Genomic DNA, 25,073 nt, shown 5'->3' on the forward strand with positions numbered 1-25,073 from the left:
ACCATGTGGTACACCGCATGCACGTGATCAATCCATCCTTGACGGCGCCCACCACCGAGGCGCTTCTTCCCAATCTTCCGGGCGTCATATTTCAGCTCGACCGCTCGCCAAATGGCACCCTAAGGTTTACCTATCTGGAAGGCGATCGCGACATCCTCGATCACCTTGACCGCGCGGCGCTGGCCGACAGCGCCAATAAGGGCATCGCACAGCTCACCGGCGAACACTGGCCGATGGTGAGCGCCGCCATCGAGCGCTCTGCACGCTGGCTCGTCCCGTTGGCCACCCGTTTTCGGCTTTGCCACCCCTCGCACAAGGCTTACTGGATCGGCGTCAGCGCGTCACCAGTGCGCTGTGGCGACGGCGTTCGCTTCAACGGCATGATGATGAACATCACAGGCCAGGTGGTGAATGAACAGCGTCTCGAGAAACGCTGCCATACCGATGTGCTGACGGGGCTTCCCAACCGTCGCAAGCTGATGCTGGAGCTCAACCGCTTGAGCATGGTGAGCCAGCACGACTTAACCCCCTTTTCGATCATGATGATCGATGTCGACCACTTCAAACGCTTCAACGACCATTTTGGCCACGCCTACGGCGATGAGATTCTGCGTGCGCTAGCCGAGCGCATCAGAGCACTTCTTCGCGACAGCGACATGCTGGCAAGGCTCGGTGGTGAAGAGTTCGTGGCGGTAGCGCCACGCACCACGCTTGGCCACTGTTACAGCGTCGCCGAGCGCGTGCGCGACAGTGTCGCGAAGCTCGACCTGGGCGCCGGCACCGGGGAGGTCACCATCAGCATCGGAATCGCCGAGCACCGACCGCAGGAGATACTCGCCACGCTTTTAAAGCGCGCGGACAAGGCGCTTTATCGCGCCAAGGATACCGGGCGCGACTGCGTTTACGCCATCCAGTGAAGCCAAGACCCTCAAGACGGCGACTCTTTTAGCGATTACCCGGCCAGCGGTGTGGCAGTTCCCTGAACGCGATGGCATCATAAAGCGCTGCATATTATTCATCGCTTAACGAGGTAGTCATTTCAATGTTCGAGCATATTGAGCGGGTCCCGGGTGATGCCATTCTTGGACTGATCGACGCTTTCAAAAAAGACACCAACCCACAGAAAGTGGATTTGGGCGTCGGCGTTTATCGCGATGCCAACGGCAATACGCCGATCATGCGCGCCGTCAAGGAAGCAGAGGCTCGTCTGCTCAATAACGAAACGACCAAAACCTATATTGGCTCTCACGGCGCGCCCGCCTACGGCGAGGCCGTGCTGCCCATCGTACTGGGTGAAAACTCGAGCGTACTGAGCCAGAAACGTGCCAGCGCTACCCAGTCTCCCGGCGGTACCGGCGCGCTGCGCTTGGCGGCGGACTTCATCGCCGGCCAGATGCCGGGCAAGGGCATCTGGGTCAGCGACCCGACCTGGCCGAACCACCACGGTATCTTCACCTCGGCAGGTATCGAACTTCATAAATATCCCTACGTCGATCCGGACAACCGTCTGGACTTCGAGGGCATGGTCAGCGCGCTCAAGAAAATTCCCGAAGGTGATGTGGTCGTGCTACACGCCTGCTGCCACAACCCGACCGGCTTCGATCTCTCCCAAGCGCAGTGGCAGGAAGTGCTCGAGATTTTGAAAGAGCGCAAGCTTCTGCCACTGGTCGATTTCGCCTACCAGGGCTTCGGTGAAGGGCTGGAAGAAGACGCTTACGGCGTACGCCTTCTCGCCGAGAACCTGGACGAAGTCATCATCACCAGCTCCTGCTCGAAAAACTTCGGCATCTACTGTGAGCGCACCGGCGCCCTGATTCTGGTGGCGAAGGACGAAGAGCAGATGGAGAACGTGCGCTCCCAGGTTGCCATCGTTGCGCGGGAAAACTACTCCAATCCGCCGGCCCACGGCGGCGCCATCGTCAGCGAAATTCTCCACGACCCGGAACTCAAGGCGATGTGGCGTGAAGAGCTGACCGAAATGCGCGATCGCATCAATACGCTGCGCCGCGACTTCGTCGAAGCGCTCAAGCCTTATGGCCTCTCTGACAAGTACGCCTGCGTTGCCGAGCAGCGCGGCATGTTCTCCTACACCGGCCTGACGCCGGAGCAGGTCGACCGTCTGCGCGACGAGTTCGGCATATACATGGTGCGCTCGGGCCGGGCCAACGTGGCCGGTTTCTCCCAGGAGAGCCTGCCGTATCTGGCCAAGGCGATCGCCGCCGTCAACGAGTAACATGACCCTTTAAAAGCGCCCAGACAATCGTCTGGGCGCTTTTGTTTTCGCCCACCAAAACTGATCGATCAGTCACATTTTGAGGCTTTCATGGCGGCCCAAGGCTTTCACTACCCCTGGTACAAAAAAGAAGACACCGACGCGTTTTTCGCGCTGTTTCAAAACAATATCGCCAACTTCGTGATCATCGCGATCACCATGCTGGGTATGGACTTTCCCGCGGAGATCGTCTTCGGGCAGGTGCTGCCTGGGGCTGCGGTAGCGGTCATGGCGGGCAATTTCTACTACGCCTGGAGTGCGACGCGCCTGGCCCATCGGGAGCAGCGAAGCGACGTGACCGCGCTCTCCTACGGCATCTCGACGCCGGTCATGTTCGTCTTTCTGTTCGGCGTGCTGCTGCCGGCCAAACAGCTGACTGGCGACGCAACGCTTGCCTGGAAGGTGGCAGTGGCGGCCTGCTTCATCAGCGGCGCCATAGAGGCGCTGGTGAGCCTGGTCGGGCGCTTCGTGCAGCACCACTTGCCACGGGCGGCCATGCTCGGCGCGGTGGCGGGCGTGGCGCTCACGTTCATCGCCGGCGAAATGCTATTCAAGACGTTGGAGATGCCAGTCATCGGGCTTCTTGTGCTGGGCATTACCATCGTTGGGCTGATCGCCCGGGTGAGTATGCCATTCAAGCTTCCCACGTCACTATTTGCCATCGTGCTGGGGACGGTGATGGCGTACCTGATCGGCGATGCCGGCGGCGAGCGCTTTAGCGACGCCTTCACGCATCTCGGCTTTTATCCGCTGCTGCCGAACCTGGCCTGGTGGGAAGGGCTTGGCTTATTGTTCGGCGGTATGCTGGCGGTGCTGACCGTGGTGCTGCCGATCACGCTCTACAACGCCATCGAGACGATGAACAACGTCGAGGCGATGGAGGCCGCCGGCGATAAATACGATGTGCGCGAGTGTCAGGCGGTGGACGGTGTGGGCACCATGATCGGCGCGCTGTTCGGCGGCGTGTTTCCCACCACGGTGTACATCGCCACGGTCGGCGCCAAGTGGATGGGCGCCGGGCGCGGCTACAGCATTGCTAACGGCGCGGTGTATGGCCTGGCGACCATGCTCGGGCTGATTGCAGCGCTCGCGGCGATCATTCCCGTTTCCGTGGTCGCCCCCATACTGGTCTTTGTGGGCATTTCGATGATCGCCACCGCGTTCCAGGCCAACGATACCCGCTATTACCCGGCGGTGGCGCTGGCCATGCTGCCTTATTTCGCCAACTACGTGTCGACCCGCTTCAACCGCGGCGCCGAAGAGGTCGTCAGCGGGATCTCCTCGGCCATCGTGGTGATGGGTCAGGGCGCCATGTTCATGGCCATTTTGCTCGGCGCGATGACGGTGTGCGCCATCGACCACCGTTTTCGCAAGGCGGCGGTCTTCGCGCTAGTCGCGGCGGGCTTCTCGTTTGTGGGCTTGATGCACGCACCGAAACTTGCGCTCAACGCCGCGCCGGACTTCGTCATGGGCTATCTTGCCATGGCGCTACTGTTCAGCTACTTCGCGTTTCAGAAAGTGCGTCGTCCCTAGCATCATCGGGAGCCGCCTGGCGGTGCGGGCGCGACAGTATGCGCCGCAGCACGACCCAGGCGGCAAGCCCGGCCATCACGTTGCCGATCGCAGCGCCGGCGGCCAGACCCACCCAGCCAAAGAGCAATGCCCCGAGCCATAAAGACGGCAGGTAGAACACGAACAGCCGAGCGCTGGACAAGAGCATCGCGCGAAGCGGCCAGCCCAGCGCGTTGCCTGCCGACACGACCAGCATGCATACACCGAGCAGCGCATAGCTTGGCAGCATGAAGCGGATCAACAGCGTCAGCGCCTCGCGCACCTCCGGGTTACCCGCCAGCGCCGCTGCCACCCAAGGCGCAACGAGCGCCAGCACGATGCCGAGAGCGAGCTGCCACACCAGCGCCACCTTAAGCGCCAGGCGCATCAGCCGATGGATCTGCCCCCAGTCGCCCGCGCCATAGCAGCGGCCAAGCCAGGGCGGCAGCGACATGGTCATGGCGAGAATCACCATCAGCGACATGGTTTCCAGCCGATTCGCCAACCCCCAGGCCGCCACCTGAACGTCGCCAAGCCCGGCGACCGCGGTGATCGCGAGCATCGCGGCCAGCGGCGGCATCAGTTGGCTGATCATCGCTGGCCCGGCGATTCCGATAAAACGTCGCCACGAGTCTCGCGCTTCAGGATAAATGCCGTCGAACGCCAGCCACCGATGGCGTGCCAGTTTGCGGCTAATTACCGCAAGCCCAACGCCAAAAGCGACGACGCTCGCCCAGGCCGCCCCGGGAAGCCCGAGCCCGGACCAGTCGCCCGCGCCAAAGATCAGCAGCGGGTCGAGCGCCAAATTCACCGCGCTGCTCAGCACCATCATCTTGCCGGGCAGATAAGTATCGCCGTGGGCGCGAAAAAGGCTATAGACGAAGTATAAAAGCGCGGCCAACCAGGCGGAGAAAAGCTGCGGGCCCCAGTAGGTTCGAATGTAACCAAGGGCAGTATCATCGGCGCCCAGAAGCGTAAAAATAGGTGCCTGCAGGAGCCAAAGCAGAATGCACAGCGCGCCGATGACGCCGCCACCGGCGAGCAGTACGAGACTTCCCAAGCGCCGTGCACGCTCTTCTTCGCCCGCCCCCAGCGCCCGCGAGACCAGCGCGGCGATGGCAATTCCCATGCCGACCTGCACGCCGATGATCAAAAACGAGAGCGGAAAGGTGAACGACTGCGCCGCCAGCGGCGCCGTGCCCAAGCGCGCAATGAAGGCGCTATCGACCAGTTGAAAGCCCAGCAGCGCGAGAACGCCGATGGCCATCGGCCAGGTTTGTCGCCACAGCGTGACGCCCAGAGTATGCTGACGCGAAGTGGCCAAGTCGAAACTCCTATCGAAAATTTTTTGCTACTCAAAACGCAAAAGCGCCACCGCCCCGGCCGGGGCGATGGCGCTTTTTTAACACGCCGGACTTACTGGCGGATACCTTCGAACACCACGTAGAGCTCGAGCTCGTGCATGGCTTCCGGGAAGTCGCTCATGTCGATACCGTAATCGCTCAGCGTGATCATGGTGCTGCCTTCGAAACCGGCGCGGTAGTTGCCCCAAGGGTCGTCGCCTTCACCGATCAGGGTTACCGGCATTTCAAGCTGCTGGGTTTCGCCGTGCAGCGTCAGCTCGCCGGTTAGCGTGCCTTCATTGTCGCCATCGGATTCGAAACCGGTCGAAGTGAACGTGGCCGTCGGGAATTCGCTGGCGTTGAGGAAGTCTTCGCTCAGGATATGACGGTCGCGCTCGGCGTGGTTGGAGTTCAGGCTATCGACCTGCACTTCCATCTCGATGGAAGACGCGTCCAGATCGTCTTCGTCATAGGTGAATTCGCCGGAGAATTCCTCGAAGCTGCCCAGAATGTAGGACATGCCCAGGTGGCTGATCTTGAACTGTACGAAGGCGTGCTGGCCTTCGGTATCCACCACGTAGTCGGCGGCCTGGGCCTGGCTTAGCGGCACCAGCGCAGCGGCGGCAACCGCAGTTGCAACAAGGCTCTTTTTCAACATCGAAACGTCTCCTTTCTTTCCTTGGTAGAGTCGGGGCGCTGGGGCGACCCGGGTGAAATCGTTAAGCGCGGCGGCGGCTATAAGCCGGGCTAAGCATCCGCGAAAGCGTCGCGTGACGGCTGACGAAGTGATGTTTGAGCGCGGCCAGCGCGTGGCCTGCGGCAATGACGATGAGCGTCACCGCGCTGTACCAGTGAATGTCGCCAGCAATGGACGCCTGATTGGGAAGATTCGAAAGCACCGCCGGCATCTCGAACCAGTCGAAGACGCTTACGCCTCGCCCGTTCGCCGTCGAAATCAGATAGCCGCTCAACATGACCAGAAGCAGCAGTACGTACAGACCGATATGCCCTACATGGGCGGCAAGACGCTCGAATCGGCTGCCCTCACCCTTTGGAGTAGGTTGCACAAGCCGCCAGACAATACGCGCGGTGGTGACCATTAACAGCAGGATACCGATCGAGCGGTGTACCCAAGGCCCTTGGTTGTACCAGGGGTCGTAGTAGCCAAGGCCGGTCATCCACCAGCCTAGTATAAAAAGACCGATCACGGCCAAGGCGCTGAGCCAATGAAACGAAATGCTGACAAGCCCCCAACCGCTTCGCGTATTGCGCCACATGCCCTAATCCCCGATGAAGAGCTACCGTCTTTTATCGCCTAAGCGGTAGATAAGGTTTTGATTTGGAAAGTGTGCAGAGCATAACGGTTTACCGGTTGGAGCACCGCTGAAAAAAGCGAGACAGTTCGTTCGTAAAAACCGTTCATTACCACGCTAACAATTCGATTGGCGCCAATAATTTCGAACGCCGACTTTTATCCGATCCGGCTCAAGCATAAAAAAACCCCGCCGGAGCGGGGTTTGAATAAGCTAGAAGCCAGTGGGCTTTATCCTGCCAGCGCATCGAGCCCACGGGCAAGGTCAGTGCGGATGTCCTGCTGGTCCTCTAGCCCCACCGCGATGCGGATGAGCCCCGGTGCAATCCCCGCCGCCTCGCGCTGGGCATCAGACAGCCGGCCGTGGGTGGTCGTACCCGGGTGGGTGATGGTGGTTTTGACATCGCCCAGGTTGCCGGTAATTGACAAAAGCCGAGTGGCGTCGATCACCTGCCAAGCGCCCTGCTGACCGTTGATGACCTCGACCCCCAGCACGGCGCCAAAGCCGCGCTGCTGCTTTTTAGCAAGCGCGTGCTGGGCGTGGTGCTCAAGGCCGCTGTAGTGCACGCGCTCGACCGCCGGGTGCTCGGCGAGCCACCGGGCCAGCGCCAAGGCATTTTCACTGTGAGCCTTCATACGCAGCGACAGCGTTTCGAGCCCCTTGGTGAAAATCCAGGCATTGAACGGGCTCAGGCAAGGCCCGCAGGTGCGCACCACGCCGAATACCTCTTCGAGCAGCTCGGAGCGCCCGACCACGGCGCCGCCAATCGCGCGCCCCTGCCCGTCCAGGTATTTGGTCGCCGAGTGGATCACAAGATCCGCCCCCAAAGCGATGGGCTGCTGAAGCGCCGGGGTCAAAAAGCAGTTATCGATGGCAAGCAGAGCACCGTGCTCTTTAGCGAGCTTCGAAAGTGCCGCGATATCCGCCACCTCGGACAGCGGGTTCGAGGGCGTTTCGGCAAACAGCAGCTTGGTGGCCGGGGTAATCGCACGTTCCCAGGCGTCGAGATCGGAAAGCTCGACGTAGCGCGTGGTAATACCGAACTTGCCCAGATACTTGTCGAACAGGCTGACCGTGGAGCCAAACAGCGAGCGCGAGGCGACGATTTCATCGCCTTGGGAGAGCAGCGCCAGCGCCGTCGAGAGAATTGCCGCCATGCCGGAGCTGGTCGCTACACAGCGCTCGGCGCCTTCGAGTGCGGCCAGGCGACGCTCGAAGGTATGCACCGTCGGGTTGGTAAAGCGGGAATAGACGTTGCCGGCTTCCTTGCCGCCGAACTTGCGCGCCGCCTCGGCGGCGCTTTCGTAGACGAAGCTCGAGGTCGGAAAGATCGGCTCGGAGTGCTCCTGCTCGAAGGTGCGGTGGTGGCCGGCGCGAATGGCCAGCGTGTCCAGCGCGTACTCTGGCACATCGTTTGAATGATCGAAATCGTCCTGCATAAGGCTACCTTTGCACTCCGTGGGCGTGTTAGTCGTCCAGATCGTCGTCCTGGTTGTGCATGTCGACCAGCGCGTGATCGCCGGCGCTTTGATCCTTGGCGGCGTCGTTGCGGTTGGCTTCAAGTACGGCCAGGTACGCCTCATCGATATCGCCAGTCACGTACTGTCCGTCGAAGACCGAGCAGTCGAACTCTTTCATATCGGGGTTCACTTCGCGGCACGCCTCTTTCAGGTCGTCCAGATCCTGGTAGAAAATGCGATCGGCGCCGATCAGCTCGCCCACTTCCGCTTCCGTTCGCCCGTGAGCGATCAGCTCCGAGGCGACCGGCATGTCGATGCCGTAGACGTTCGGGTAGCGAACCGGCGGCGCGGCGGAGGCGAAATAAACGTTGCGCGCGCCAGCGTCGCGAGCCATCTGGATGATCTGCTTACAGGTCGTACCGCGCACGATGGAGTCGTCCACCAGCAGCACGTTCTTGCCGCGAAACTCGACGTCGATCGCGTTGAGCTTTTGCCGCACGGATTTTTTGCGCTGGGTCTGGCCCGGCATGATGAAGGTCCGCCCGATGTAGCGGTTCTTCATGAACCCTTCGCGGTAGGTCACGCCCAAGTGCTGCGCCATCTCCAGCGCCGAGGTGCGCGAGGTATCCGGAATCGGGATGACCACGTCGATATCGTGATCCGGCCACTCGTTGAGAATGCGATCACCCAGCTTGCGGCCCATCTGCATGCGTGTGCCGTAAACGTAGGCGCCGTCGAGCAGCGAGTCCGGGCGTGCAAGGTAAACGTGCTCGAAAATGCAGGAGTAAAGCTCGGGGCGGTCCGCGCATACCTGGGTGTGGTAGTTGCCCTGCATGTCGACGAAGATCGCCTCACCCGGGCCCAGGTCGCGCTCGAGCTCGAAGCCGCCGACGTCCAGCGCCACAGACTCAGAAGCGATCATGACCTCTTGAGTGCCGCCCTCCTTGCGGGTGCCGAACACCACCGGGCGAATGCCGTGCGGGTCGCGAAACGCGACCATGCCAAAGCCGTTGATGATCGCCACCGCCGCGTAGCCGCCCTTGCAGCGACGATGCACCCGGCGCACCGCATCGAAGATATCCTCGGCGGTCAAATGCAGGCCCTGCTTGCCGAGCTCATGGGCAAACACGTTGAGCAGCACTTCCGAGTCGGAACTCGTATTGATGTGGCGAAGGTCGGTCGAAAAAAGCTCCTGCTTCAACTGCTCGGAGTTGGTCAGGTTACCGTTGTGCGCCAGCGCAATGCCGTAGGGCGAGTTGACGTAAAACGGCTGGGATTCGGCTTCGCTCGAGGAGCCCGCCGTGGGGTAGCGCACGTGACCGATACCCAGATGGCCTTTCAAGCGCGCCATGTGGCGGGTGTGGAAGACATCGCGCACCAGGCCGTTGCTTTTGCGCAGTAGAAAGCGTCCCTCGCTCCACGTCATCATGCCCGCGGCGTCCTGCCCTCGGTGCTGAAGTACGGTCAGCGCATCGTAAATGCCCTGATTCACCGCTTGCCCGGCCAGAAGGCCCACAATACCGCACATTCCCGTTACCTCTCTTTGTGCTGCGGCTTACCCGAAGGCAAGCTCGAGCGTGTTCAAACCTGAATATTACTTGTCCGCCATCCCTTTTCCCCCGCCGCGTCAACGCGCGTTCGAGGAGGGCAAAGGCGCACTCGAGGAGTCGTCCGACGGCCGGATCGAGCGAAGCTCGGGCAGGCTGATATCGCGAAGCGATTCGGGCGCTCGGGGGAGCTCGCGCTCCCATTGATTAAGCTGGCTAACGGCCCAGTCTCGTAGTTCGATAAAGGTGGGGCGAAGGCTCGCCTGCTGCCAAGCATTGAGATCCGAAAGCGGCGTCAGCGTGATCACCACCGTTGCGATAAGAAGCACCACCACGCCGCGAGCCAAGCCAAAGGCGGCGCCGGCGAAGCGGTTCAAAAGCCCCATGCCGACCCAGACGACCGCGGCGTGCACCAGTCGAATCACGATGCCGCAAAGAAGAATTACCGCAAAGATCACCAGCGCAAAAGCCACCACCAGGCGCGCATCGTAGCTGTCGATCATGCCGCTCAAGAGCTCGGCGACCGGGTCGGCGAGCACCCGGGCCACCATGAGCGCGACGATCCAGGCACTCAGCCCCAGCGCTTCACGGACGAAGCCACGCAAAAACCCCATCATCATGGACAGCGCCATCACGGCCAAGAACAGCGCGTCGAGCCACGTTAGCGCCATCGTCAATCTCTAACCCGCACCAGCAGCCCCTGAACGTTGGCACGCTGTTTGATCAGCGCCATCGCCGACTCGCCCTCTTCCGAGGTGGCGTAAGGGCCGACATAGACCGAAGTGAGGTTGTTGTCTCGCGCGCGACGAAATGCGCTGAAGCCCTGATTCGAAAGCTGCTCGGAAAGGCGCTCGGCGTTGGAAATATCGCCGAAACTGCCCACCTGAACCGCCCATTCGCCTTGCGCAGCGGTCGCGGGGGCCGAAGATGTTTGGTTCGCGCTCGATGACGTGTTCGATGTTGCCGTGTTGGCCGCCACGATCTCGGCGATCGGGTCCGCCTGGGCCGGCGCCTCTTCCGGCGCATTTGAGGCGTTGGAGCCGCTCTGGGCGGCGGCGACGCGATCGGTAAGCGGTGCACGAGGCTCGGCCGGCACGGCGTCGACGCCCTCCTGGCCGCCGGCGCCCTGGGCCGACTCACCGTTGGTCAGTGCCTCGACGCTTGCCGGTGCCTGGGGCTCGGGGACGTCACGCCGCGCCACGCTATCGGGCTGTTCGATGACGAACGTCGGCTGAGGGCGCTCCTCGCGAGGGGCCGGGTCGCCCATCAGCCACGGCACGAACATCGCCAGCAGCGCCAGGAGTATCACGATTCCGCTAATGCGTTCCGCTTTACCGTATTTCATATCCCTCTCCTTACAGCGTGAGGCCGGCTCGAGCGCCAGGCGTATCGCGTTGGCTGTATCAGGCCTGCGGCAGCGGGTATTCCAAAAGCGCGGCAACGGTTTTGAACGACCCCATGGCGAGGACGCGATCACGGCTGTCGAACTCGGCACCAATGATATCAACGCCCTGCTCGGGAGAATCGGCCAGGGCGCGAACCACCCCGCCCTTCGCTTTAATGCGCTCTGCAAGATCCGCAGCGGGCCGCCCGCGCTCGCCATCAAGGCTTACGCATACCCAGTCACTGATACACGGCATCAAGGCCTCCAGTACGCCATCGGCGTCCTTATCCTTGAGCATGCCGATCAGCCCCCACTGGCGAGCGCCCTCTTCAAGCGTTGGCAAACGGCTCGCGACGTAGCGCGCGGCGTGGGGGTTATGGCCTACGTCCAGACACCACTGCCCGATCCACTGCATCCGCCCCGCTACGATCAGCGAGCGAAACGCCTGATTGACCAGCGCGGTATCGAAGCTCACGCCGACCAGTGCCAGCGCCTGCAGCGCCGTGGCGGCGTTGTCGATGGGAAGGCCCGGGTCGATGAGCGCGTCAAGGGAAACGGTATCGCCTTCATCGGTCAAACCGTGCCAGCACCAGCGGGTGATCAGGTCATTACTCGCCTTCGCGTCGGCGCTATGCTTGAAGGCCACACCCAGCGCGTGAAGCGTCGAGGCCATTTCGATGGCGGTCTCCGCAACGCTTACCGGCAGCGACCGGCTGCCTAATACGGCGGGCTTCAGCGGCCGGAAAATACCCGCTTTTTCGCGGCCGATCTGTTCGATGTCGGTGCCCAGGTAGTCGGCGTGATCAAGGGCGACAGTCGTGACGACGCTCACGTCCGGCTCGAAAATATTGACCGCATCCAGCCGCCCGCCCAATCCCACTTCCAGAAACGCCAAGTCTAGTGCCTGCTGAGAAAGACACCACAGTGCACAGAGCGTTCCCGCCTCGAAATAGGTCAGGCTGATTGCCGGCTCCTGGGTGCGCGCCTTTTCGACTCGCTCGAAGCCTTCGATCAGCTCGGCGTCACCTGCAAGCTGACCGTTGACCGTCACGCGCTCGTTGTAGCGCACCAGATGCGGCGAGGTATAGGTGCCGGTGCGGTAGCCATGAGCACGGGCTACCGCTTCCATCATGGCAAGCGTCGAGCCCTTGCCGTTGGTGCCTGCCACCATGACTACACGAGTGGCGACCGGGCGCTCCAACAGACCCATTCGCTCGGCCACGTTCGAGACGCGCTCGAGCCCCAAGTCGATACCCACCGGGTGCAGGGTTTCAAGGTGTTCGAGCCAGCCGGCTAACGTGTCAGGCATTGCGGTTGTCTTCATCGCTTGAGGAGTCGGTCGAGGTCGTTTTGGCTTCGGCCTCGTTTGCCAGCGCCTCTTCGTCAACCACCGGCTCTTTGACCTCAGCCATCTCGACGCTTTCCTGTACTACAGGGCGCGCGCTCTGGTGAGTGAGCTTGCGTAGTACGCCGCCGACCCGGTCGCGCATTTCGTGGCGATGAACGATCATGTCGACGGTGCCATGCTCGAGCAAGAACTCGCTGCGCTGGAACCCTTCCGGCAGCGTTTCGCGCACCGTCTGCTCGATGACCCGCGGGCCGGCAAAGCCGATGAGCGCGTTGGGCTCGGCGATATTGAGATCCCCAAGCATCGCGAGCGACGCCGACACGCCGCCGAAGACCGGGTCGGTCAGCACGGAGACATAGGGCACGCCGGCCTGCTTGAGCTTTTCAAGCGCCGCGGAGGTTTTCGCCATCTGCATGAGCGAGAACAGCGCCTCCTGCATGCGCGCCCCGCCGGAGGCACCAAAGCAGACCAGCGGAATCCCCTCGTCGAGGGCGACGGTCGCCGCGCGGACGAATTTCTCACCCACGATCGCACCCATCGAGCCACCCATGAAGGTGAACTCAAACGAAACGGCGACGATCGGCAGACCGTCGAGCTCACCGCGCATGACGATCAGCGCATCCTTCTCGCCGGTCTCCTTTTGAGCGGCGCTTAAGCGATCCTTGTACTTTTTGGAGTCCTTGAACTTGAGCCGGTCGACGGGTTCGAGATCGGCGGCGATCTCCTCGCGCCCTTGCTTGTCCAAAAACCAGTCAAGGCGTTTGCGCGCGGTCAGCCTCAAGTGGTGGTCGCACTTGGGGCAAACGTTTTGGTGTTTTTCCAGCTCCGGCAGGTAGAGAACCGCTTCACACTTGGGGCATTTACGCCAAAGACCGTCGGGCACGCTGGCACGACGGTCCTTACGCTGGATACGGCCCATGGAGGGTACGATTTTGTCTAACCAGCTCATATCAAAAAGGCTTCCGTAGTCGTCAACGCCCGGCTTCGCCAGGCTGTGAGTGTCGTCGATCAAAGTGCATCATTAAAACAGTTTAGACGATGAAGGGATTCAGGCGTCCATCGCGGCGCGCATTTCTCCAAGCACGCTTCTAAGCTCGCCGGCGATCACTTCCGGCGACTCGACGTTCTCGGCAATGCGGTTCACAAGCGCGCTGCCGACGATGACGCCATCGGCGACCTTCGAGACCTCGGCGGCGGTAACGCCGTCGCGAATGCCAAAGCCCACACAGAGCGGAAGCGTTGTCATTTCACGCAGCGGCGCAAGATGCTCGGCCACGTCCTGGGCATTGAGCGTGGCGGCGCCGGTAACGCCCTTGAGCGACACGTAATAAAGGTACCCTTCACCGTGGGCGCATATTGTAGCGGCTCGGGTACGGGAAGTGGTAGGTGCAACCAGGAAAATTGCCGCCAAATCACGCGCTTTCAACAGCGGCCCAAACTCCTCGGCCTCTTCCGGCGGCATGTCGACGACGAGTACGCCGTCAACGCCCACGCTTGACGCCCGGTCGGCGAAATTTGCGTAACCAATGCGCTCGATCGGGTTCAGGTAGCCCATCAGCACCACCGGCGTTTCGCTGTCGGTTTGGCGAAACTCGGCGACCATGTCCAAAAGGTCCACCAACCGGGTGCCTTTGGAGAGCGCGCGCTCGCAGGCCTTTTGAATCACCGGGCCGTCGGCCATGGGGTCGGAAAACGGCACGCCCAGTTCGATCACATCGGCGCCGGCCTCCACGAGGGCGTGCATGAAGCCCACGGTGTGCTCGGGGCCCGGGTCGCCGGCGGTGATGTAGGGGATCAAGGCCTTGCGGCCCTGGCGTTTAAGTTCGTCGAAGCGTTGATCGATACGGTTCATGCTTACCCTTAAAACTTGAGACCATCAATGTCGGCAACGGTCATGATGTCCTTGTCGCCACGACCCGAAAGGTTCACCACGATGTGCTGGTCAGCACGCATGGTCGGCGCCAACACCTTGGCGTGCGCCAGCGCGTGGGCGGACTCCAGCGCTGGCATGATGCCTTCCATGCGGGTCAGCTCGCGAAACGCCTCGAGCACCTCTTTATCGTTGGCGGCAACGTAGTTAACGCGCCCCGCGTCCTTCCAGAGCGAGTGCTCCGGGCCCACGCCCGGGTAGTCGAGTCCGGCGGAAATCGAGTGGGTGTCCGACACCTGTCCCGCTTCGTCCGACATCAAATAGGTGCGGTTGCCGTGCAGCACGCCTCGTGGGGCATTGGAGGCCAAGGGGGCTGCGTGGCGGCCGGTTTCGACGCCGTCGCCGCCGGCTTCGACACCGTACATGGCGACGTCGTCATCTTCCAAGAACGGGTAAAACAGCCCGATGGCGTTGGAGCCGCCGCCGACGCAGGCAACCAGCGCATCCGGTAGTCGGCCGATCTGCTCGAGCGACTGTCTGCGTGCCTCGCGCCCGGTGACGGCGTTGAAATCGCGCACCAGCTGCGGATACGGGTGTGGCCCGGCCACGGTGCCGATGATGTAGAAGGTATTGTCGACGTTGGTGACCCAATCCCTGAGCGCCTCGTTCATGGCGTCCTTCAGAGTGCGGGTGCCGGATTCGACCGGAATGACCCGCGCGCCGAGCAGGTGCATGCGGTAAACGTTGAGCTTTTGGCGCTCGACATCCGTCGCACCCATGTAGACGTCGCACTCAAGCCCCAGCCGCGCCGCGACCGTGGCGGTGGCCACGCCGTGCTGGCCGGCGCCGGTTTCGGCGATCACACGGGGTTTGCCGGTCTTTTTCGCCAGCAGCGCCTGACCGATGGTGTTGTTCACCTTGTGCGCGCCGGTGTGGTTCAAATCCTCGCGCTTGAGCCAAATCTGCGCCCCACCAAGAGAGTCGGACCAGCGCTTGGCATGATAAAGCGGCGACGGCCGGCCAACGTAGTGGGCCAGGTCATGATCGAATTCGGCCTGAAAGTCCGGGTCGTCGCGCAGGCTGGTGTAGATCTTCTCCAGGTCTTCCAGAGCGAAGCTCAGGGTTTCAGACACGAAGCGACCGCCGTAAGGGCCATAGTGGCCGCGCGCGTCCGGCATTTTGGTCAGATCGCTGAACCGGGTCTTCACAGTTTCGGTATCACCAGTCGCTGAAACAGTCACAGAGGTACCTCACAAGATCGCCCGAGCAGGCAAACGGTAAATGAACGTAATATTGAGTAAATAAAACCTGACGGCCTCGACTCAGTGAAAACTCTTCGAGTCGCCGAGTGCCACTTGGCGCACGAAATCACTCATTGCGGCCGAGTCCTTGACGCCCGGCGTCGCCTCGATTCCGCCGGAAACATCCAACGCAAAGGGCGCTACGCGCGCCACCGCATCGCAGGCGTTAGCCGGGGTCAGTCCACCGGCGAGGATAACAGGTTTTTCGAGATCTGCGGGAATTCTGGACCAGTCGAAAGTTTCCCCGGTTCCGCCGGGAACGCCGGGGCGGTAGGCGTCCAGCAGCAGCGCCCGGGCACCTGAATACTCTCGTGCGGCGCGGTGAAGGTCCACGTCGTCACGCATGCGCAGCGCCTTGATCCAGGACCGCCCAAAATGCTCGCAAAACGCCGCCGGTTCGCTGCCGTGAAACTGCAAAAGATCGAGATACGGCAGACACCGCTCGATGACCTCGGCCGGCTGGTCGACGAAGAGCCCGATCCGGGTCACGAAGGCCGGCACTCGGGCGCTCAACGTTTCGAGACTCTCCAGGGAGACGGCGCGCTTGCTGCCCGGCCACATGACAAACCCCAGCGCGTCAACGCCAAGGCCCACAGCAGCGTCGATATCCGCTTCTCGGGTCATTCCACAAAACTTGATGCGCGTGCGCATGGCGCGTCTCCGGGTAGTGAGGCTTGACGGCCTTGCAAAGCCGTTGGCCGGCAAGGCTCAGCCTGCAGGGTTCTAGCCGACTGGATTCTTAACGACAGGCGAAGGTGTTTTTTTGGCAAAAGAGAGCTTGCGGCGAGCGGCGATGCGCGGATTGTCCGGAAGCGTTCGATCACCGGTCCACTCGCCGGTGAACGCCAGAAGATGGGGGCCTAGCGGCTCCCGGGGAAGCGCGAAGCGCTCGTCAAAGACCGAGTCGACGAAGTGAAGCCCGCAGGCCGGCGCGGTAACGTCTCCGTCCCGGCGGCTTTTCTTGGCCAGCAGCGCCGCGATGTAGCTTTCGTCCTGCGCGCCGCGCCCCACGCTTGCCAGAGCGCCGGCGATGTTACGGATCATGTGGTGCAAAAAGGCGTTGCCCTGAATGTCGATCACCACCAGCTGCCCGTGGCGGCTCACTTCGCAAAAGTGCATCTGCCGCCAGGGCGTTTTGGACTGGCACCCTGCCGCACGAAAGCTCGAGAAGTCGTGCTCGCCCACCAACGCTTGGGCGGCGCGGTGCATGGCGGGCGCATCCAGCGGGTCGCGACACCAGGTGACCTGATGGCGCTCGAGCACCGGGCGGCTGGGCTGGTTCAAAAAAACATAGCGGTAGCGCCGTGCCAGCGCGCCCAAGCGAGAATGGAAATCGTCGCCGACCGGTTTGACCCAGCGAATGGCGACATCCTTGGGCAAATTGGTATTGGCGCCAAAGATCCAGGCCTTTTCACTGCGCGCCGCTGGCGGGTCGAAGTGAACGATCTGTCGGGTCGCATGGACGCCGGAGTCGGTGCGACCGCTGGCGTGAATCTGCACCGGCGCGCCGGCCACTTTAGCCAGCGCCTCCTCCACCGCCGCCTGAACGGAGGCGGCGTGCTTCAAGCGTTGAAAGCCGCAAAAGCGCGTGCCGTCGTATTCGATACCGAGCGCCAGCCGCCCGTCGAGCGGCGTGGTTTCATCGAAATGGTAAAAAAGCGTCATCAGCCACGCCGTATTGAAAATCAGAGAAAAGGGTCAGCCATTATCCCGACGTCGCGGTTTAAATGCTACCTCCTCGATTTCCCACTCCGGGCTCGACGCCGGCATATCAATCACGGGCGGCGAGTAGTCACTCGAGATGGACGGTGCCGCAGCGTTACCCGCTAGACTTTCAGGCCGGTAGTCGATGGTGTAATTGGACGGCCGGGCCGGCTTCTGGGACGCCAGCGACAGCGCTTGTTCTTCCTCTTCCTCTGCCGGGGCGGGGGCAGGCTCCTCAACGCTCGACGCCATCAAGGGCTCGCGCTCTTCCCACTCGTCAGCCGCTGGGCGAACGCGAGTCTGGCCGCTCAGGGCGCGGCGCTCGAGCGTCAGGGTCTGCGGCGCGGGCGCCTCGGTTACGGCGTGAAACGTCGGGGTTTCTTCTGCCTGTGGGGCGCGCTCTTGCTCCTCGAGCGGTGTTTTTGTCGGCGCAGGTTCCTCGACCGGGGCGGTCGGCACCGCGGCGGGCGGTTCGGGCGTGTGAGCGGTCTCGCTTTCGGGTGCAGGTGCTTTGGGCGTCTCTACGGGTTTAGCACTGGCCGGTGCGACAGGCGTGGCGCTAGGTTCGGCTTTGGTGCGGGCTCGAGCGGGCGGCGTGGGCGTGCTGGAGCTTGCGGGCGGCGGCGTGGCGGCCGGGGCGGGCTCCCACTGGCGCTCGCGGCGTTTACGGCTGATCACCATTGCGGCCAGCAACAGCGCCAACCCAAGCCCCACCGGCCATACCCAGTGCTCGCGCAACAGCGCCAGCGGCCCGGGAGAGGCTTCTTGTGCGCTACTTCCCGGCCCAGCTGTGCTGGGCGCCGTCGCCTCGGGCGCCGCCGTAACGGGAAGCGTTTGGGTCGTTGGCGCTTGGGCTGGGGTCGCGGCCAGCGCGCGTACCTCGTCGAGTGCCTGACGTAACTCGGCCACTTCAAGCGTGAGCGACTCGATCTCGGCGGCCTGGCGCGCCTGCTCGTCGAGCATCGCACGATACTCGCTCTCCGTCGGGGCGGCCTCGACCGTAGCGAAGGGCGAAAGCGACGCCAGTACCTGACCCAGCACGTCGGTGGAAAGCGGGCTGTTGGCCCAGGCCCGGCCGTCGGGAATCGGCTCGCCGCTGATCGCAAGCGCCGCTTCGATACTTTGTGGCGTGATCTCGACGCTTTGTTCAGGCGCCTCAATGGCCAGATCGTTCATCAGCGCTAGCGCCTCGACCACCCCGCCATCGCTCAATTCATCTGCGACATCGCCGCCCTCTCCGGCGCTTTCTGCCAGCAGCGGTGCGTCGGCTGCCGGTGAGGGCTCGGCGGGGTTCGCGGGTTCATCAGACGAGGCGTTTTGCGCCAGCTGCGGGCGGGATGCCGTCGGGTCGGCCTCGATATTGGTGGCCGGCGTTGCCGCGCTTCGCGCAGTGACGGCCAACGCCGCCTGCTGCGGGCTCAGGCGTAGCGCCTGCTCACGCCCGGGCACCTTGAGGCGCTGGCCCACGCTGAGACGGTCGATGCCGCCATCTTCGAATGCCGCCGGGTTGGCGTCGGCCAGTGCGATGATCATCTGCTGCACGTCGACGCCGGGCGGACGGGTGCGAAGCGCGATGTCCCACAGCGTATCGCCGCGGGCGACCGTGGCATAGGAGCCGGCTGTTGAAAGCGTGTTTGGCTGAGACGCCGTAGGCGCTGGCCGCGGCGCGCTGGATGATAAGGCAGATGCCAGCGCCGGTTGCGAAGGTGAGGAAACCGGCGCGGGCGTGGCGGCAAGCCGAGTGTCCGTCGTGCCGGGCAGATAATCCACCGGGTCGAACAGCAGCGTGACCATCTGCGTCTGGCGACCGCTCGGGGTGGTCAGCGTAATCAGCACATCGAGCCAGGGCGTATCGACGGCGCGGGCGCCGCTCAGGCGCAAGAACGTGCGTCCGTTCTGTCGCACTGGCACGATGTCAACGCCGGAGAGCAGCGGCGACCAGGCAAGGCCCAGGGCGCTAAACGCGGCGGGCTCGGCCACGGCCGCGCTGATATCCTCGACGCGAACGTTATCCGCAGCCAGAAGGCTGACCCTGGCATCGAGCGGTGCCTGTAGTGGCGAAAGCGTAGTGGCCGGCCCGAACTCTACGGCAAGCGCGGCTGGGCTGAGCGTTGCAAGAGCGCACCAGACGCCCCCGGCGAGCGTTTTTTTCATCCAGGCCCCTCGAGGTTGATTAGTCAGCGCCCACCGCGCGGGCGCCACTTCATGCTTTATGACCATACCTCAGTTGGTACGACCTTCCTACGCGAGTGTAGCGGTTTTTGTGCGGGGCAAATAAAAAGGGAGGCCGCCTGGGCCTCCCTTTTTCGAACGATGAATGCGCGAGCGATCAGTTCTCACGCAAAATCTTCAGCATGCGCTTGAGCGGCTCCGCCGCGCCCCACAGAAGCTGGTCGCCCACGCTAAAGGCGGAGAGGTATTCGCCGCCCATGTTGAGCTTGCGTAGACGCCCAACCGGTACGTCCAGCGTCCCGGTTACCGCAGTCGGGGTCAACCCGGCGATGGTCGCTTCCTTGTCGTTAGGAATCAGCTTGACCCAGTCGTTGTGCTTGGCGATGCGGTCCTCGATCTCGTCGAGCGGCACGTCCTGCTTGAGCTTGATAGTGAAGGCCTGACTGTGCGAGCGCATGGCGCCAATTCGCACGCAAAGACCGTCGATCGGAATCGGGTTGTCGCCAAGGCCCAGAATCTTGTTGGTCTCGACGAAGCCCTTCCACTCTTCCCGGCTCTGGCCGCTGTCGAGCTTGCTGTCGATCCAGGGAATCAGGCTGCCGGCGAGCGGCGCGGTGAAGTTCTCTGTGGGGAAATCGCTACCGCGCATTTTGGCGGTCACCTGGCGGTCGATCTCCAGAATGGCGCTGGCCGGGTCGGAAAGATCAGACGCCACGCTTTCGCGCAGATCGCCCATCTGGTTCAGAAGCTCGCGCATGTGCTTGGCGCCGGAGCCGGAGGCGGCCTGGTAGGTCATCGAGGTCATCCACTCGATCATGTTAGCCTCGAAAAGCCCGCCGAGGCCCATCAACATCAGGCTGACGGTGCAGTTGCCGCCCACGAAGGTTTTGGCGCCCTTGGCCAGCTGCTCGTCGATGACGCGACGGTTGACCGGGTCAAGCACGATGGTCGCTTCGTCTTCCATGCGCAAAGTGCTGGCGGCGTCGATCCAGTAGCCGTTCCAGCCACTTTTGCGCAGGTCGCCGTACACCTTTTTGGTGTAGTCGCCGCCTTGGCAGGTAATGATCACGTCCAGCGCCTTGAGCGCCTCATTATCGAAAGCGTCCTTAAGCGCGGGCACGTCGACGCCGATGTCGGGGCCTGACTGGCCGACTTGAGACGTGGTGAAGAACACCGGCTCGATGCCGTTGAAGTCACCGTCTTCCTGCATGCGGTTCATGAGTACCGAGCCCACCATGCCCCGCCAACCGACAAAACCGACCTTCAACATGCTTTGATCTCCCGTAGAGTAGAATCTTGTAACACCCACTATAACAAAAGACGTCGGCCGCTGCGTACAGCGGCCGACGGCGAGGGAAAACGCAGCGACACTCAGGCCAACGCGTTGAACGCCTCGATCACCGCGTCACCCATCTCGACGGTGGAAACGCTGACCTCGCCTTCCTGCACGATATCCGCGGTGCGAAGGCCCTGGTCGAGCACGTTGCCCACCGCGGTCTCGATGCGCTCGGCAAGACCGGCTTCGTTGAGCGAATAGCGCAGCATCATGGCCACCGACAGCATCATCGCCAACGGGTTGGCAATGTTCTGTCCGGCGATGTCAGGGGCGCTGCCGTGACAGGGTTCGTACATGCCTTGGCCGGTTTCGTTGAGCGAGGCCGAGGGCAGCATGCCGATGGAGCCGGTGAGCATGGCCGCGGCGTCGGACAAAATATCGCCAAACATGTTGCCGGTGACCACCACGTCGAACTGCTTGGGCGCGCGAACGAGCTGCATGGCAGCATTGTCGACGTACATGTGCGAGAGCTCGACGTCCGGATACTCCGGCGCCAGGCGCTCCATCACTTCACGCCACAGGATGGTGACTTCCAGCACGTTGGCCTTGTCCACCGAGCAGAGTTTCTTGCCGCGCTTTTGCGCCATCTCGAAGGCCACGCGACCGATACGCTCGATTTCGCTTTCCGAATAGACGTAGGTGTTGAAGCCCACGCGCTCGCCGTTCCGCTCTTCGATGCCGCGGGGCTGGCCGAAGTAGATACCGCCGGTCAGCTCGCGCACGATCATGATATCGAGCCCGGCCACCAGCTCGGCCTTCAAACTCGAGGCGCTAGCCAGCTGCGGGTACAAAAGCGCCGGGCGCAGGTTGCCAAAAAGCCCGAGGTTCTTGCGAAGCCCTAAAAGGCCCTTTTCCGGACGCTTGGAGAGATCCTCGATCTTGTCCCACTTCGGCCCGCCAACGGCGCCGAGCAGAATGGCGCTGGCCGCTTTGGCTTTCTCGAGAGTCTCGGCGGGCAGCGGCTCGCCGTGAACATCGAACGCCGAGCCACCTACCAACGCCTCTTCGACCTCGATATCGAGCCCTGCGTCCTGACAGGCTTTTAACAAGCGCGCCGCCTGGGCAGCAATTTCCGGGCCGATACCGTCGCCGGGCAACAGAAGCACTTTCTGAGTCATTTTAAATCCTTTGCATATTCTTTGGCGTTAAGCCTGCCAGCGCGCTGCAACCCAATTGCAACGCGCTAGTGAACATCTTGCGACGCCTGACGGAGACTAATCGCGCTTAGGCGGACTGACGGAAAAGCCAGGGGCGAGCAGCCTTGTGCTTTTGCTCGAAGGCGCGAATGGCGTCTTCGTCCTGGAGCGTGATGCCGATATCGTCCAGGCCGTTTAACAGGCAGTGCTTGCGAAAAGCATCGACGTCGAAGGTGAACGTATCGCCGCCGGGCGTGGTCACGCGCTGATTTTCCAGGTCCACGTCGAGGCGATAGCCTTCCTGCGCTTCTACTTCCTGGAACAGCTGCTCGACCTGCTCTTCCGGCAGAGTGATCAGCAAAATGCCGTTCTTGAACGCGTTGTTGTAGAAGATATCGGCGAAGCTCGGTGCGATGACCACGCGAAAGCCGAAGTCCTCCAGCGCCCAGGGCGCGTGCTCGCGGGAGCTGCCGCAGCCGAAGTTGCGCCGGGCGAGCAGCACTTGGGCGCCCTGGTAGCGCGGCTGATTGAGCACGAAGCCTTCATTGAGCGGGCGCTGCGAGCAGTCCTGGCCGGGCTGGCCCTCATCGAGGTAGCGCAGCTCGTCGAACAGATTCACGCCAAAGCCGGTGCGCTTGATGGATTTGAGAAACTGCTTGGGAATGATCAGGTCGGTGTCGACGTTGGCGCGATCCAGCGGCGCGACCAGGCCCTCGATGCGTTCGAACTTTTTCATGGCTTAGGCCTCCTGGGCGTGGTTGGCGTCGTTGGCGGGAAGCGTGCGCACGTCGACGAAGTGGCCGGCGATCGCAGCGGCGGCGGCCATGGCCGGGCTCACCAGATGCGTGCGCCCGCCGTAGCCCTGGCGACCCTCGAAGTTACGGTTGGAGGTCGAGGCGCAGTGCTCGCCGGCGCCGAGCTTATCGGCGTTCATTGCCAGACACATCGAGCAGCCGGGTTCGCGCCACTCGAAGCCCGCGTCGATAAAGATCCTGTCGAGGCCTTCGGCTTCCGCCTGGCGTTTAACGAGCCCCGAGCCCGGTACCACCATGGCGAGCTTGATCGAGTCCGCCACTTTTTTGCCTTTGGCGACCTTCGCGGCTTCACGCAGATCCTCGATGCGCGAGTTGGTGCAGGAGCCAATGAACACCTTGTCGAGCTTGATATCGGTGATCTTCTGGTTGGCCTGCAGGCCCATGTACTCAAGCGCCCGGGTGTGGCTGCGTTTGAGCGTCTCATCGCCGGCGGCCAGCGGGTCCGGCACCTGGCCTGAAATCCCGGTCACCATTTCAGGGCTCGTACCCCAGCTCACCTGAGGCTCGATCTCTTCGGCCTTGAGGGTGACGACCTTGTCGAATTCGGCATCGGCGTCGGAAACCAGCGCGCGCCAGTCGGCGACCGCGGCTTCCCACTGCGCTTCTGTCGGGGCGAAGGGGCGCTTGGCCAGATAATCGATGGTGGTGTCGTCGACGCCGATAAGGCCCACCCGGGCGCCGGCTTCGATCGCCATGTTGCAAACCGTCATGCGCCCTTCCATCGACAGCGAACCAATGGCGCTGCCGGCGAACTCGATGGCGTAGCCGGTGCCGCCGGCGGTGCCGATCTCACCGATGATCGCCAGCACCACGTCCTTGGCGGTCACGCCAAGGCCAAGCTCGCCTTCCACGCGCACCTGCATGTTCTTCATTTTTTGCGCCAGCAGACACTGGGTCGCCAGCACGTGCTCGACTTCCGAGGTGCCGATGCCGTGGGCGAGCGCGGCGAAAGCGCCGTGGGTCGCGGTATGGGAGTCGCCGCATACCACGGTCATGCCGGGAAGCGTGGCGCCCTGCTCCGGGCCCACCACGTGGACGATGCCCTGGCGCGGATCGTTGATCTTGAACTCTTCGATGCCGTACTCGCCGCAGTTGTCGTCGAGTGTCTGTACCTGGATCAGCGACACCGGGTCCTCGATGCCGCTGTTGCCGGCGGCGCGCTCCTTGAGCGTGGTCGGCACGTTGTGATCCGGCGTTGCCAAGTTGGCGTCCAATCGCCAGGGACGGCGCTTGGCCAAGCGCAGGCCTTCGAAGGCCTGGGGCGAGGTCACTTCATGGAGTAGCTGGCGGTCGATGTAAATGAGCGCGGTACCGTCATCGCGCTGCTTGACCAGATGCTGGTTCCAGAGTTTGTCGTAAAGGGTTTGACCTGACGTGGCGTGTTGATCTGACATGTTGCTCTCCCGGGCGGTGCCCTGCTGGTTCGGTCCGGTGCTCTTTCAAGCCGCCTCTTCGGGCGTTATGGCTTAGGCCGTTATGGCATTGATCGTTATGAATAGCGCCAGTGTCATACGCCTCGCGCATAAAAGCAATTCATGTTATTTATGCGATGGATTCCATATCGGAATAGTAGCTCAGCGAGTGAGAACGCCATGGATACTCAAAGTCTGCAGGCCTTTATCGCAGTGGCCGATACACAGAGCTTTTCGCGGGCCGCCGAGCAGCTGCATCTGACCCAGCCGGCCATTAGCAAGCGCATCGCCACGCTCGAGACTCAAGTGGGCGCGCGGCTTTTCGATCGCATCGGCCGGCGCATCTCGCTGACCGAGGCGGGCCGTCTGCTGCGCCCTCGCGCGCTGCATATCATGCAATCGGTCGAGGATAGTCGCCGGGCGCTGGCCAATCTTTCCGGGCAGGTCGGCGGGACGCTGACGCTCGGCACGAGCCACCACATCGGGCTTCATCGTCTGCCGCCGATTTTGAAGCACTACACCGAGTGCCACCCGGACGTGGCGCTGGACCTTCGCTTTCAGGACTCGGAGCTCGCCTACCAGGGCGTCATCGATGGCACGCTCGAAATCGCCGTGGTCACTCTGGCACCGACACCGATTGAACGTCTCGAAACCGTCGAACTCTGGCGTGACAGACTTTGCTTCGTCTGCGCGCCGGATCATCCGCTTGCGCGCCAGAAAACACCGCTCACCCTCGACACGCTCAGCACCTTTACCTGCGTCATGCCCGGGCTCAAAACCTTCACCCATACGCTGATCGAAACGCGCTTTATCGGCGCGGGTCTTACGCTGTCCGTTGGAATGGCGACTAACTATCTAGAGACGCTCAAAATGATGTGCAGTGTCGGTCTTGGATGGAGCGTACTGCCAGAAAAAATGCTCGACGACAGTCTCGTAGAACTAAACGTCCAAACGCCGCTTATCGAGCGTCCTCTGGGCTATTTGGTCCATACCGACCGAACGCTCTCCAATGCGGCGAGACAAATGATCGAAGCCCTGATAACAAACTATCGAAAAAAGAAATGAAAAACCTTCGTACTCTATAAACACAATGCATTCTTGCAAAAGCA

The 25,073-nt window shown here is 62.3% G+C and carries 22 protein-coding genes; 4 read left to right on the top strand and 18 right to left on the bottom strand.

The genetic code is table 11. The features are described from left to right. The first annotated feature begins 17 nt into the window (after positions 1–17). The 3 genes from ACGLWX_RS14555 (at position 18) to ACGLWX_RS14565 (ending at position 3,805) form a co-directional block, all read left to right on the top strand. Positions 18–917 carry a GGDEF domain-containing protein gene (locus ACGLWX_RS14555; protein WP_396240731.1) on the top strand — a complete coding sequence of 300 codons (900 nt, stop codon included), beginning with the start codon at positions 18–20 and terminating at the stop codon, positions 915–917. Between the two features lie 125 nt (positions 918–1,042). After that, complete coding sequence (locus ACGLWX_RS14560; RefSeq protein WP_396240733.1) at positions 1,043–2,233, top strand: aromatic amino acid transaminase; 1,191 nt, start codon at positions 1,043–1,045, stop codon at positions 2,231–2,233. 90 nt (positions 2,234–2,323) lie between these two features. Further along, the gene (locus ACGLWX_RS14565) at positions 2,324–3,805 is read left to right on the top strand and encodes an NCS2 family permease (RefSeq protein ID WP_396240735.1); all 1,482 of its coding nucleotides are present in this window, start codon (positions 2,324–2,326) and stop codon (positions 3,803–3,805) included. Here the strand turns inward: ACGLWX_RS14565 and ACGLWX_RS14570 are convergent. From ACGLWX_RS14570 to leuC, 18 genes are all read right to left on the bottom strand, one after another. Then, entirely contained in the window at positions 3,768–5,090 is a 1,323-nt protein-coding gene (locus tag ACGLWX_RS14570) for an MATE family efflux transporter (protein WP_396241041.1), read from the bottom strand. The genes ACGLWX_RS14565 and ACGLWX_RS14570 overlap by 38 nt on opposite strands. Before the next feature lie 149 nt (positions 5,091–5,239). Further along, positions 5,240–5,824 carry a YceI family protein gene (locus ACGLWX_RS14575; RefSeq protein WP_252109245.1) on the bottom strand — a complete coding sequence of 195 codons (585 nt, stop codon included), beginning with the start codon at positions 5,822–5,824 and terminating at the stop codon, positions 5,240–5,242. Positions 5,825–5,885: 61 nt separating this feature from the next. After that, positions 5,886–6,443 (bottom strand): cytochrome b, encoded by a 558-nt coding sequence (locus ACGLWX_RS14580; protein WP_396240737.1) that lies wholly within the window; start codon positions 6,441–6,443, stop codon positions 5,886–5,888. Between the two features lie 266 nt (positions 6,444–6,709). Next, positions 6,710–7,918, bottom strand: a complete 1,209-nt coding sequence (locus ACGLWX_RS14585) for an O-succinylhomoserine sulfhydrylase (RefSeq protein WP_396240739.1) — start codon at positions 7,916–7,918, stop codon at positions 6,710–6,712. Between the two features lie 28 nt (positions 7,919–7,946). After that, on the bottom strand, positions 7,947–9,467 hold the full coding sequence (gene purF, locus ACGLWX_RS14590; RefSeq protein WP_396240741.1) for an amidophosphoribosyltransferase: 1,521 nt from the start codon (positions 9,465–9,467) through the stop codon (positions 7,947–7,949). Between the two features lie 99 nt (positions 9,468–9,566). Continuing rightward, a complete protein-coding gene (locus ACGLWX_RS14595; RefSeq protein WP_252109249.1) occupies positions 9,567–10,157 on the bottom strand; it encodes a CvpA family protein in 591 nt (196 codons plus the stop codon). A gap of 2 nt (positions 10,158–10,159) precedes the next feature. Continuing rightward, on the bottom strand, positions 10,160–10,831 hold the full coding sequence (locus ACGLWX_RS14600; protein ID WP_396240743.1) for an SPOR domain-containing protein: 672 nt from the start codon (positions 10,829–10,831) through the stop codon (positions 10,160–10,162). Positions 10,832–10,889: 58 nt separating this feature from the next. Then, on the bottom strand, positions 10,890–12,179 hold the full coding sequence (gene folC / locus ACGLWX_RS14605; protein ID WP_396240745.1) for a bifunctional tetrahydrofolate synthase/dihydrofolate synthase: 1,290 nt from the start codon (positions 12,177–12,179) through the stop codon (positions 10,890–10,892). After that, positions 12,172–13,167: an acetyl-CoA carboxylase, carboxyltransferase subunit beta gene (accD, locus tag ACGLWX_RS14610; protein WP_396240747.1), complete on the bottom strand. Its 996-nt coding sequence runs from the start codon at positions 13,165–13,167 to the stop codon at positions 12,172–12,174. The genes folC and accD overlap by 8 nt, the downstream gene beginning before the upstream one ends. A 99-nt stretch (positions 13,168–13,266) precedes the next feature. Continuing rightward, on the bottom strand, positions 13,267–14,070 hold the full coding sequence (trpA, locus tag ACGLWX_RS14615) for a tryptophan synthase subunit alpha (RefSeq protein WP_252109253.1): 804 nt from the start codon (positions 14,068–14,070) through the stop codon (positions 13,267–13,269). An 8-nt stretch (positions 14,071–14,078) separates the two neighbouring features. Continuing rightward, a complete protein-coding gene (trpB, locus tag ACGLWX_RS14620) occupies positions 14,079–15,266 on the bottom strand; it encodes a tryptophan synthase subunit beta (RefSeq protein ID WP_396241043.1) in 1,188 nt (395 codons plus the stop codon). A 144-nt stretch (positions 15,267–15,410) separates the two neighbouring features. Next, complete coding sequence (locus tag ACGLWX_RS14625) at positions 15,411–16,040, bottom strand: phosphoribosylanthranilate isomerase (RefSeq protein ID WP_396240749.1); 630 nt, start codon at positions 16,038–16,040, stop codon at positions 15,411–15,413. A 72-nt stretch (positions 16,041–16,112) separates the two neighbouring features. Next, complete coding sequence (gene truA, locus ACGLWX_RS14630) at positions 16,113–17,054, bottom strand: tRNA pseudouridine(38-40) synthase TruA (protein WP_396240751.1); 942 nt, start codon at positions 17,052–17,054, stop codon at positions 16,113–16,115. A gap of 33 nt (positions 17,055–17,087) precedes the next feature. Then, positions 17,088–19,247 (bottom strand): FimV/HubP family polar landmark protein, encoded by a 2,160-nt coding sequence (locus ACGLWX_RS14635; RefSeq protein ID WP_396240753.1) that lies wholly within the window; start codon positions 19,245–19,247, stop codon positions 17,088–17,090. 175 nt (positions 19,248–19,422) lie between these two features. Beyond that, entirely contained in the window at positions 19,423–20,535 is a 1,113-nt protein-coding gene (gene asd, locus ACGLWX_RS14640) for an aspartate-semialdehyde dehydrogenase (protein ID WP_396240755.1), read from the bottom strand. 101 nt (positions 20,536–20,636) lie between these two features. Continuing rightward, complete coding sequence (leuB, locus tag ACGLWX_RS14645) at positions 20,637–21,719, bottom strand: 3-isopropylmalate dehydrogenase (RefSeq protein ID WP_396240757.1); 1,083 nt, start codon at positions 21,717–21,719, stop codon at positions 20,637–20,639. Positions 21,720–21,825: 106 nt separating this feature from the next. Continuing rightward, the gene (gene leuD / locus ACGLWX_RS14650) at positions 21,826–22,473 is read right to left on the bottom strand and encodes a 3-isopropylmalate dehydratase small subunit (RefSeq protein ID WP_396240759.1); all 648 of its coding nucleotides are present in this window, start codon (positions 22,471–22,473) and stop codon (positions 21,826–21,828) included. A 3-nt stretch (positions 22,474–22,476) separates the two neighbouring features. Next, complete coding sequence (leuC, locus tag ACGLWX_RS14655; protein WP_396240761.1) at positions 22,477–23,946, bottom strand: 3-isopropylmalate dehydratase large subunit; 1,470 nt, start codon at positions 23,944–23,946, stop codon at positions 22,477–22,479. A gap of 198 nt (positions 23,947–24,144) precedes the next feature. Here leuC and ACGLWX_RS14660 point away from each other — a divergent pair, with 198 nt between their 5' ends. Beyond that, positions 24,145–25,029: a LysR family transcriptional regulator gene (locus ACGLWX_RS14660; RefSeq protein WP_252109261.1), complete on the top strand. Its 885-nt coding sequence runs from the start codon at positions 24,145–24,147 to the stop codon at positions 25,027–25,029. Positions 25,030–25,073: the final 44 nt, after the last annotated feature.

Source organism: Halomonas sp. HMF6819, assembly GCF_044335525.1.
Classification (GTDB): Bacteria; Pseudomonadota; Gammaproteobacteria; order Pseudomonadales; family Halomonadaceae; genus Vreelandella.

What these genes read in the sequence shown, in the direction of transcription:
- ACGLWX_RS14555 (WP_396240731.1), top strand. Translation starts at nt 18, where the DNA reads ATGCACGTGATCAATCCATCCTTGACGGCGCCCACCACCGAGGCGCTT.
- ACGLWX_RS14560 (WP_396240733.1), top strand. Translation starts at nt 1,043, where the DNA reads ATGTTCGAGCATATTGAGCGGGTCCCGGGTGATGCCATTCTTGGACTG.
- ACGLWX_RS14565 (WP_396240735.1), top strand. Translation starts at nt 2,324, where the DNA reads ATGGCGGCCCAAGGCTTTCACTACCCCTGGTACAAAAAAGAAGACACC.
- ACGLWX_RS14570 (WP_396241041.1), bottom strand. Translation starts at nt 5,090, where the DNA reads ATGGCCATCGGCGTTCTCGCGCTGCTGGGCTTTCAACTGGTCGATAGC.
- ACGLWX_RS14575 (WP_252109245.1), bottom strand. Translation starts at nt 5,824, where the DNA reads ATGTTGAAAAAGAGCCTTGTTGCAACTGCGGTTGCCGCCGCTGCGCTG.
- ACGLWX_RS14580 (WP_396240737.1), bottom strand. Translation starts at nt 6,443, where the DNA reads ATGTGGCGCAATACGCGAAGCGGTTGGGGGCTTGTCAGCATTTCGTTT.
- ACGLWX_RS14585 (WP_396240739.1), bottom strand. Translation starts at nt 7,918, where the DNA reads ATGCAGGACGATTTCGATCATTCAAACGATGTGCCAGAGTACGCGCTG.
- purF (WP_396240741.1), bottom strand. Translation starts at nt 9,467, where the DNA reads ATGTGCGGTATTGTGGGCCTTCTGGCCGGGCAAGCGGTGAATCAGGGC.
- ACGLWX_RS14595 (WP_252109249.1), bottom strand. Translation starts at nt 10,157, where the DNA reads ATGGCGCTAACGTGGCTCGACGCGCTGTTCTTGGCCGTGATGGCGCTG.
- ACGLWX_RS14600 (WP_396240743.1), bottom strand. Translation starts at nt 10,831, where the DNA reads ATGAAATACGGTAAAGCGGAACGCATTAGCGGAATCGTGATACTCCTG.
- folC (WP_396240745.1), bottom strand. Translation starts at nt 12,179, where the DNA reads ATGCCTGACACGTTAGCCGGCTGGCTCGAACACCTTGAAACCCTGCAC.
- accD (WP_396240747.1), bottom strand. Translation starts at nt 13,167, where the DNA reads ATGAGCTGGTTAGACAAAATCGTACCCTCCATGGGCCGTATCCAGCGT.
- trpA (WP_252109253.1), bottom strand. Translation starts at nt 14,070, where the DNA reads ATGAACCGTATCGATCAACGCTTCGACGAACTTAAACGCCAGGGCCGC.
- trpB (WP_396241043.1), bottom strand. Translation starts at nt 15,266, where the DNA reads ATGCCGGACGCGCGCGGCCACTATGGCCCTTACGGCGGTCGCTTCGTG.
- ACGLWX_RS14625 (WP_396240749.1), bottom strand. Translation starts at nt 16,040, where the DNA reads ATGCGCACGCGCATCAAGTTTTGTGGAATGACCCGAGAAGCGGATATC.
- truA (WP_396240751.1), bottom strand. Translation starts at nt 17,054, where the DNA reads ATGACGCTTTTTTACCATTTCGATGAAACCACGCCGCTCGACGGGCGG.
- ACGLWX_RS14635 (WP_396240753.1), bottom strand. Translation starts at nt 19,247, where the DNA reads ATGAAAAAAACGCTCGCCGGGGGCGTCTGGTGCGCTCTTGCAACGCTC.
- asd (WP_396240755.1), bottom strand. Translation starts at nt 20,535, where the DNA reads ATGTTGAAGGTCGGTTTTGTCGGTTGGCGGGGCATGGTGGGCTCGGTA.
- leuB (WP_396240757.1), bottom strand. Translation starts at nt 21,719, where the DNA reads ATGACTCAGAAAGTGCTTCTGTTGCCCGGCGACGGTATCGGCCCGGAA.
- leuD (WP_396240759.1), bottom strand. Translation starts at nt 22,473, where the DNA reads ATGAAAAAGTTCGAACGCATCGAGGGCCTGGTCGCGCCGCTGGATCGC.
- leuC (WP_396240761.1), bottom strand. Translation starts at nt 23,946, where the DNA reads ATGTCAGATCAACACGCCACGTCAGGTCAAACCCTTTACGACAAACTC.
- ACGLWX_RS14660 (WP_252109261.1), top strand. Translation starts at nt 24,145, where the DNA reads ATGGATACTCAAAGTCTGCAGGCCTTTATCGCAGTGGCCGATACACAG.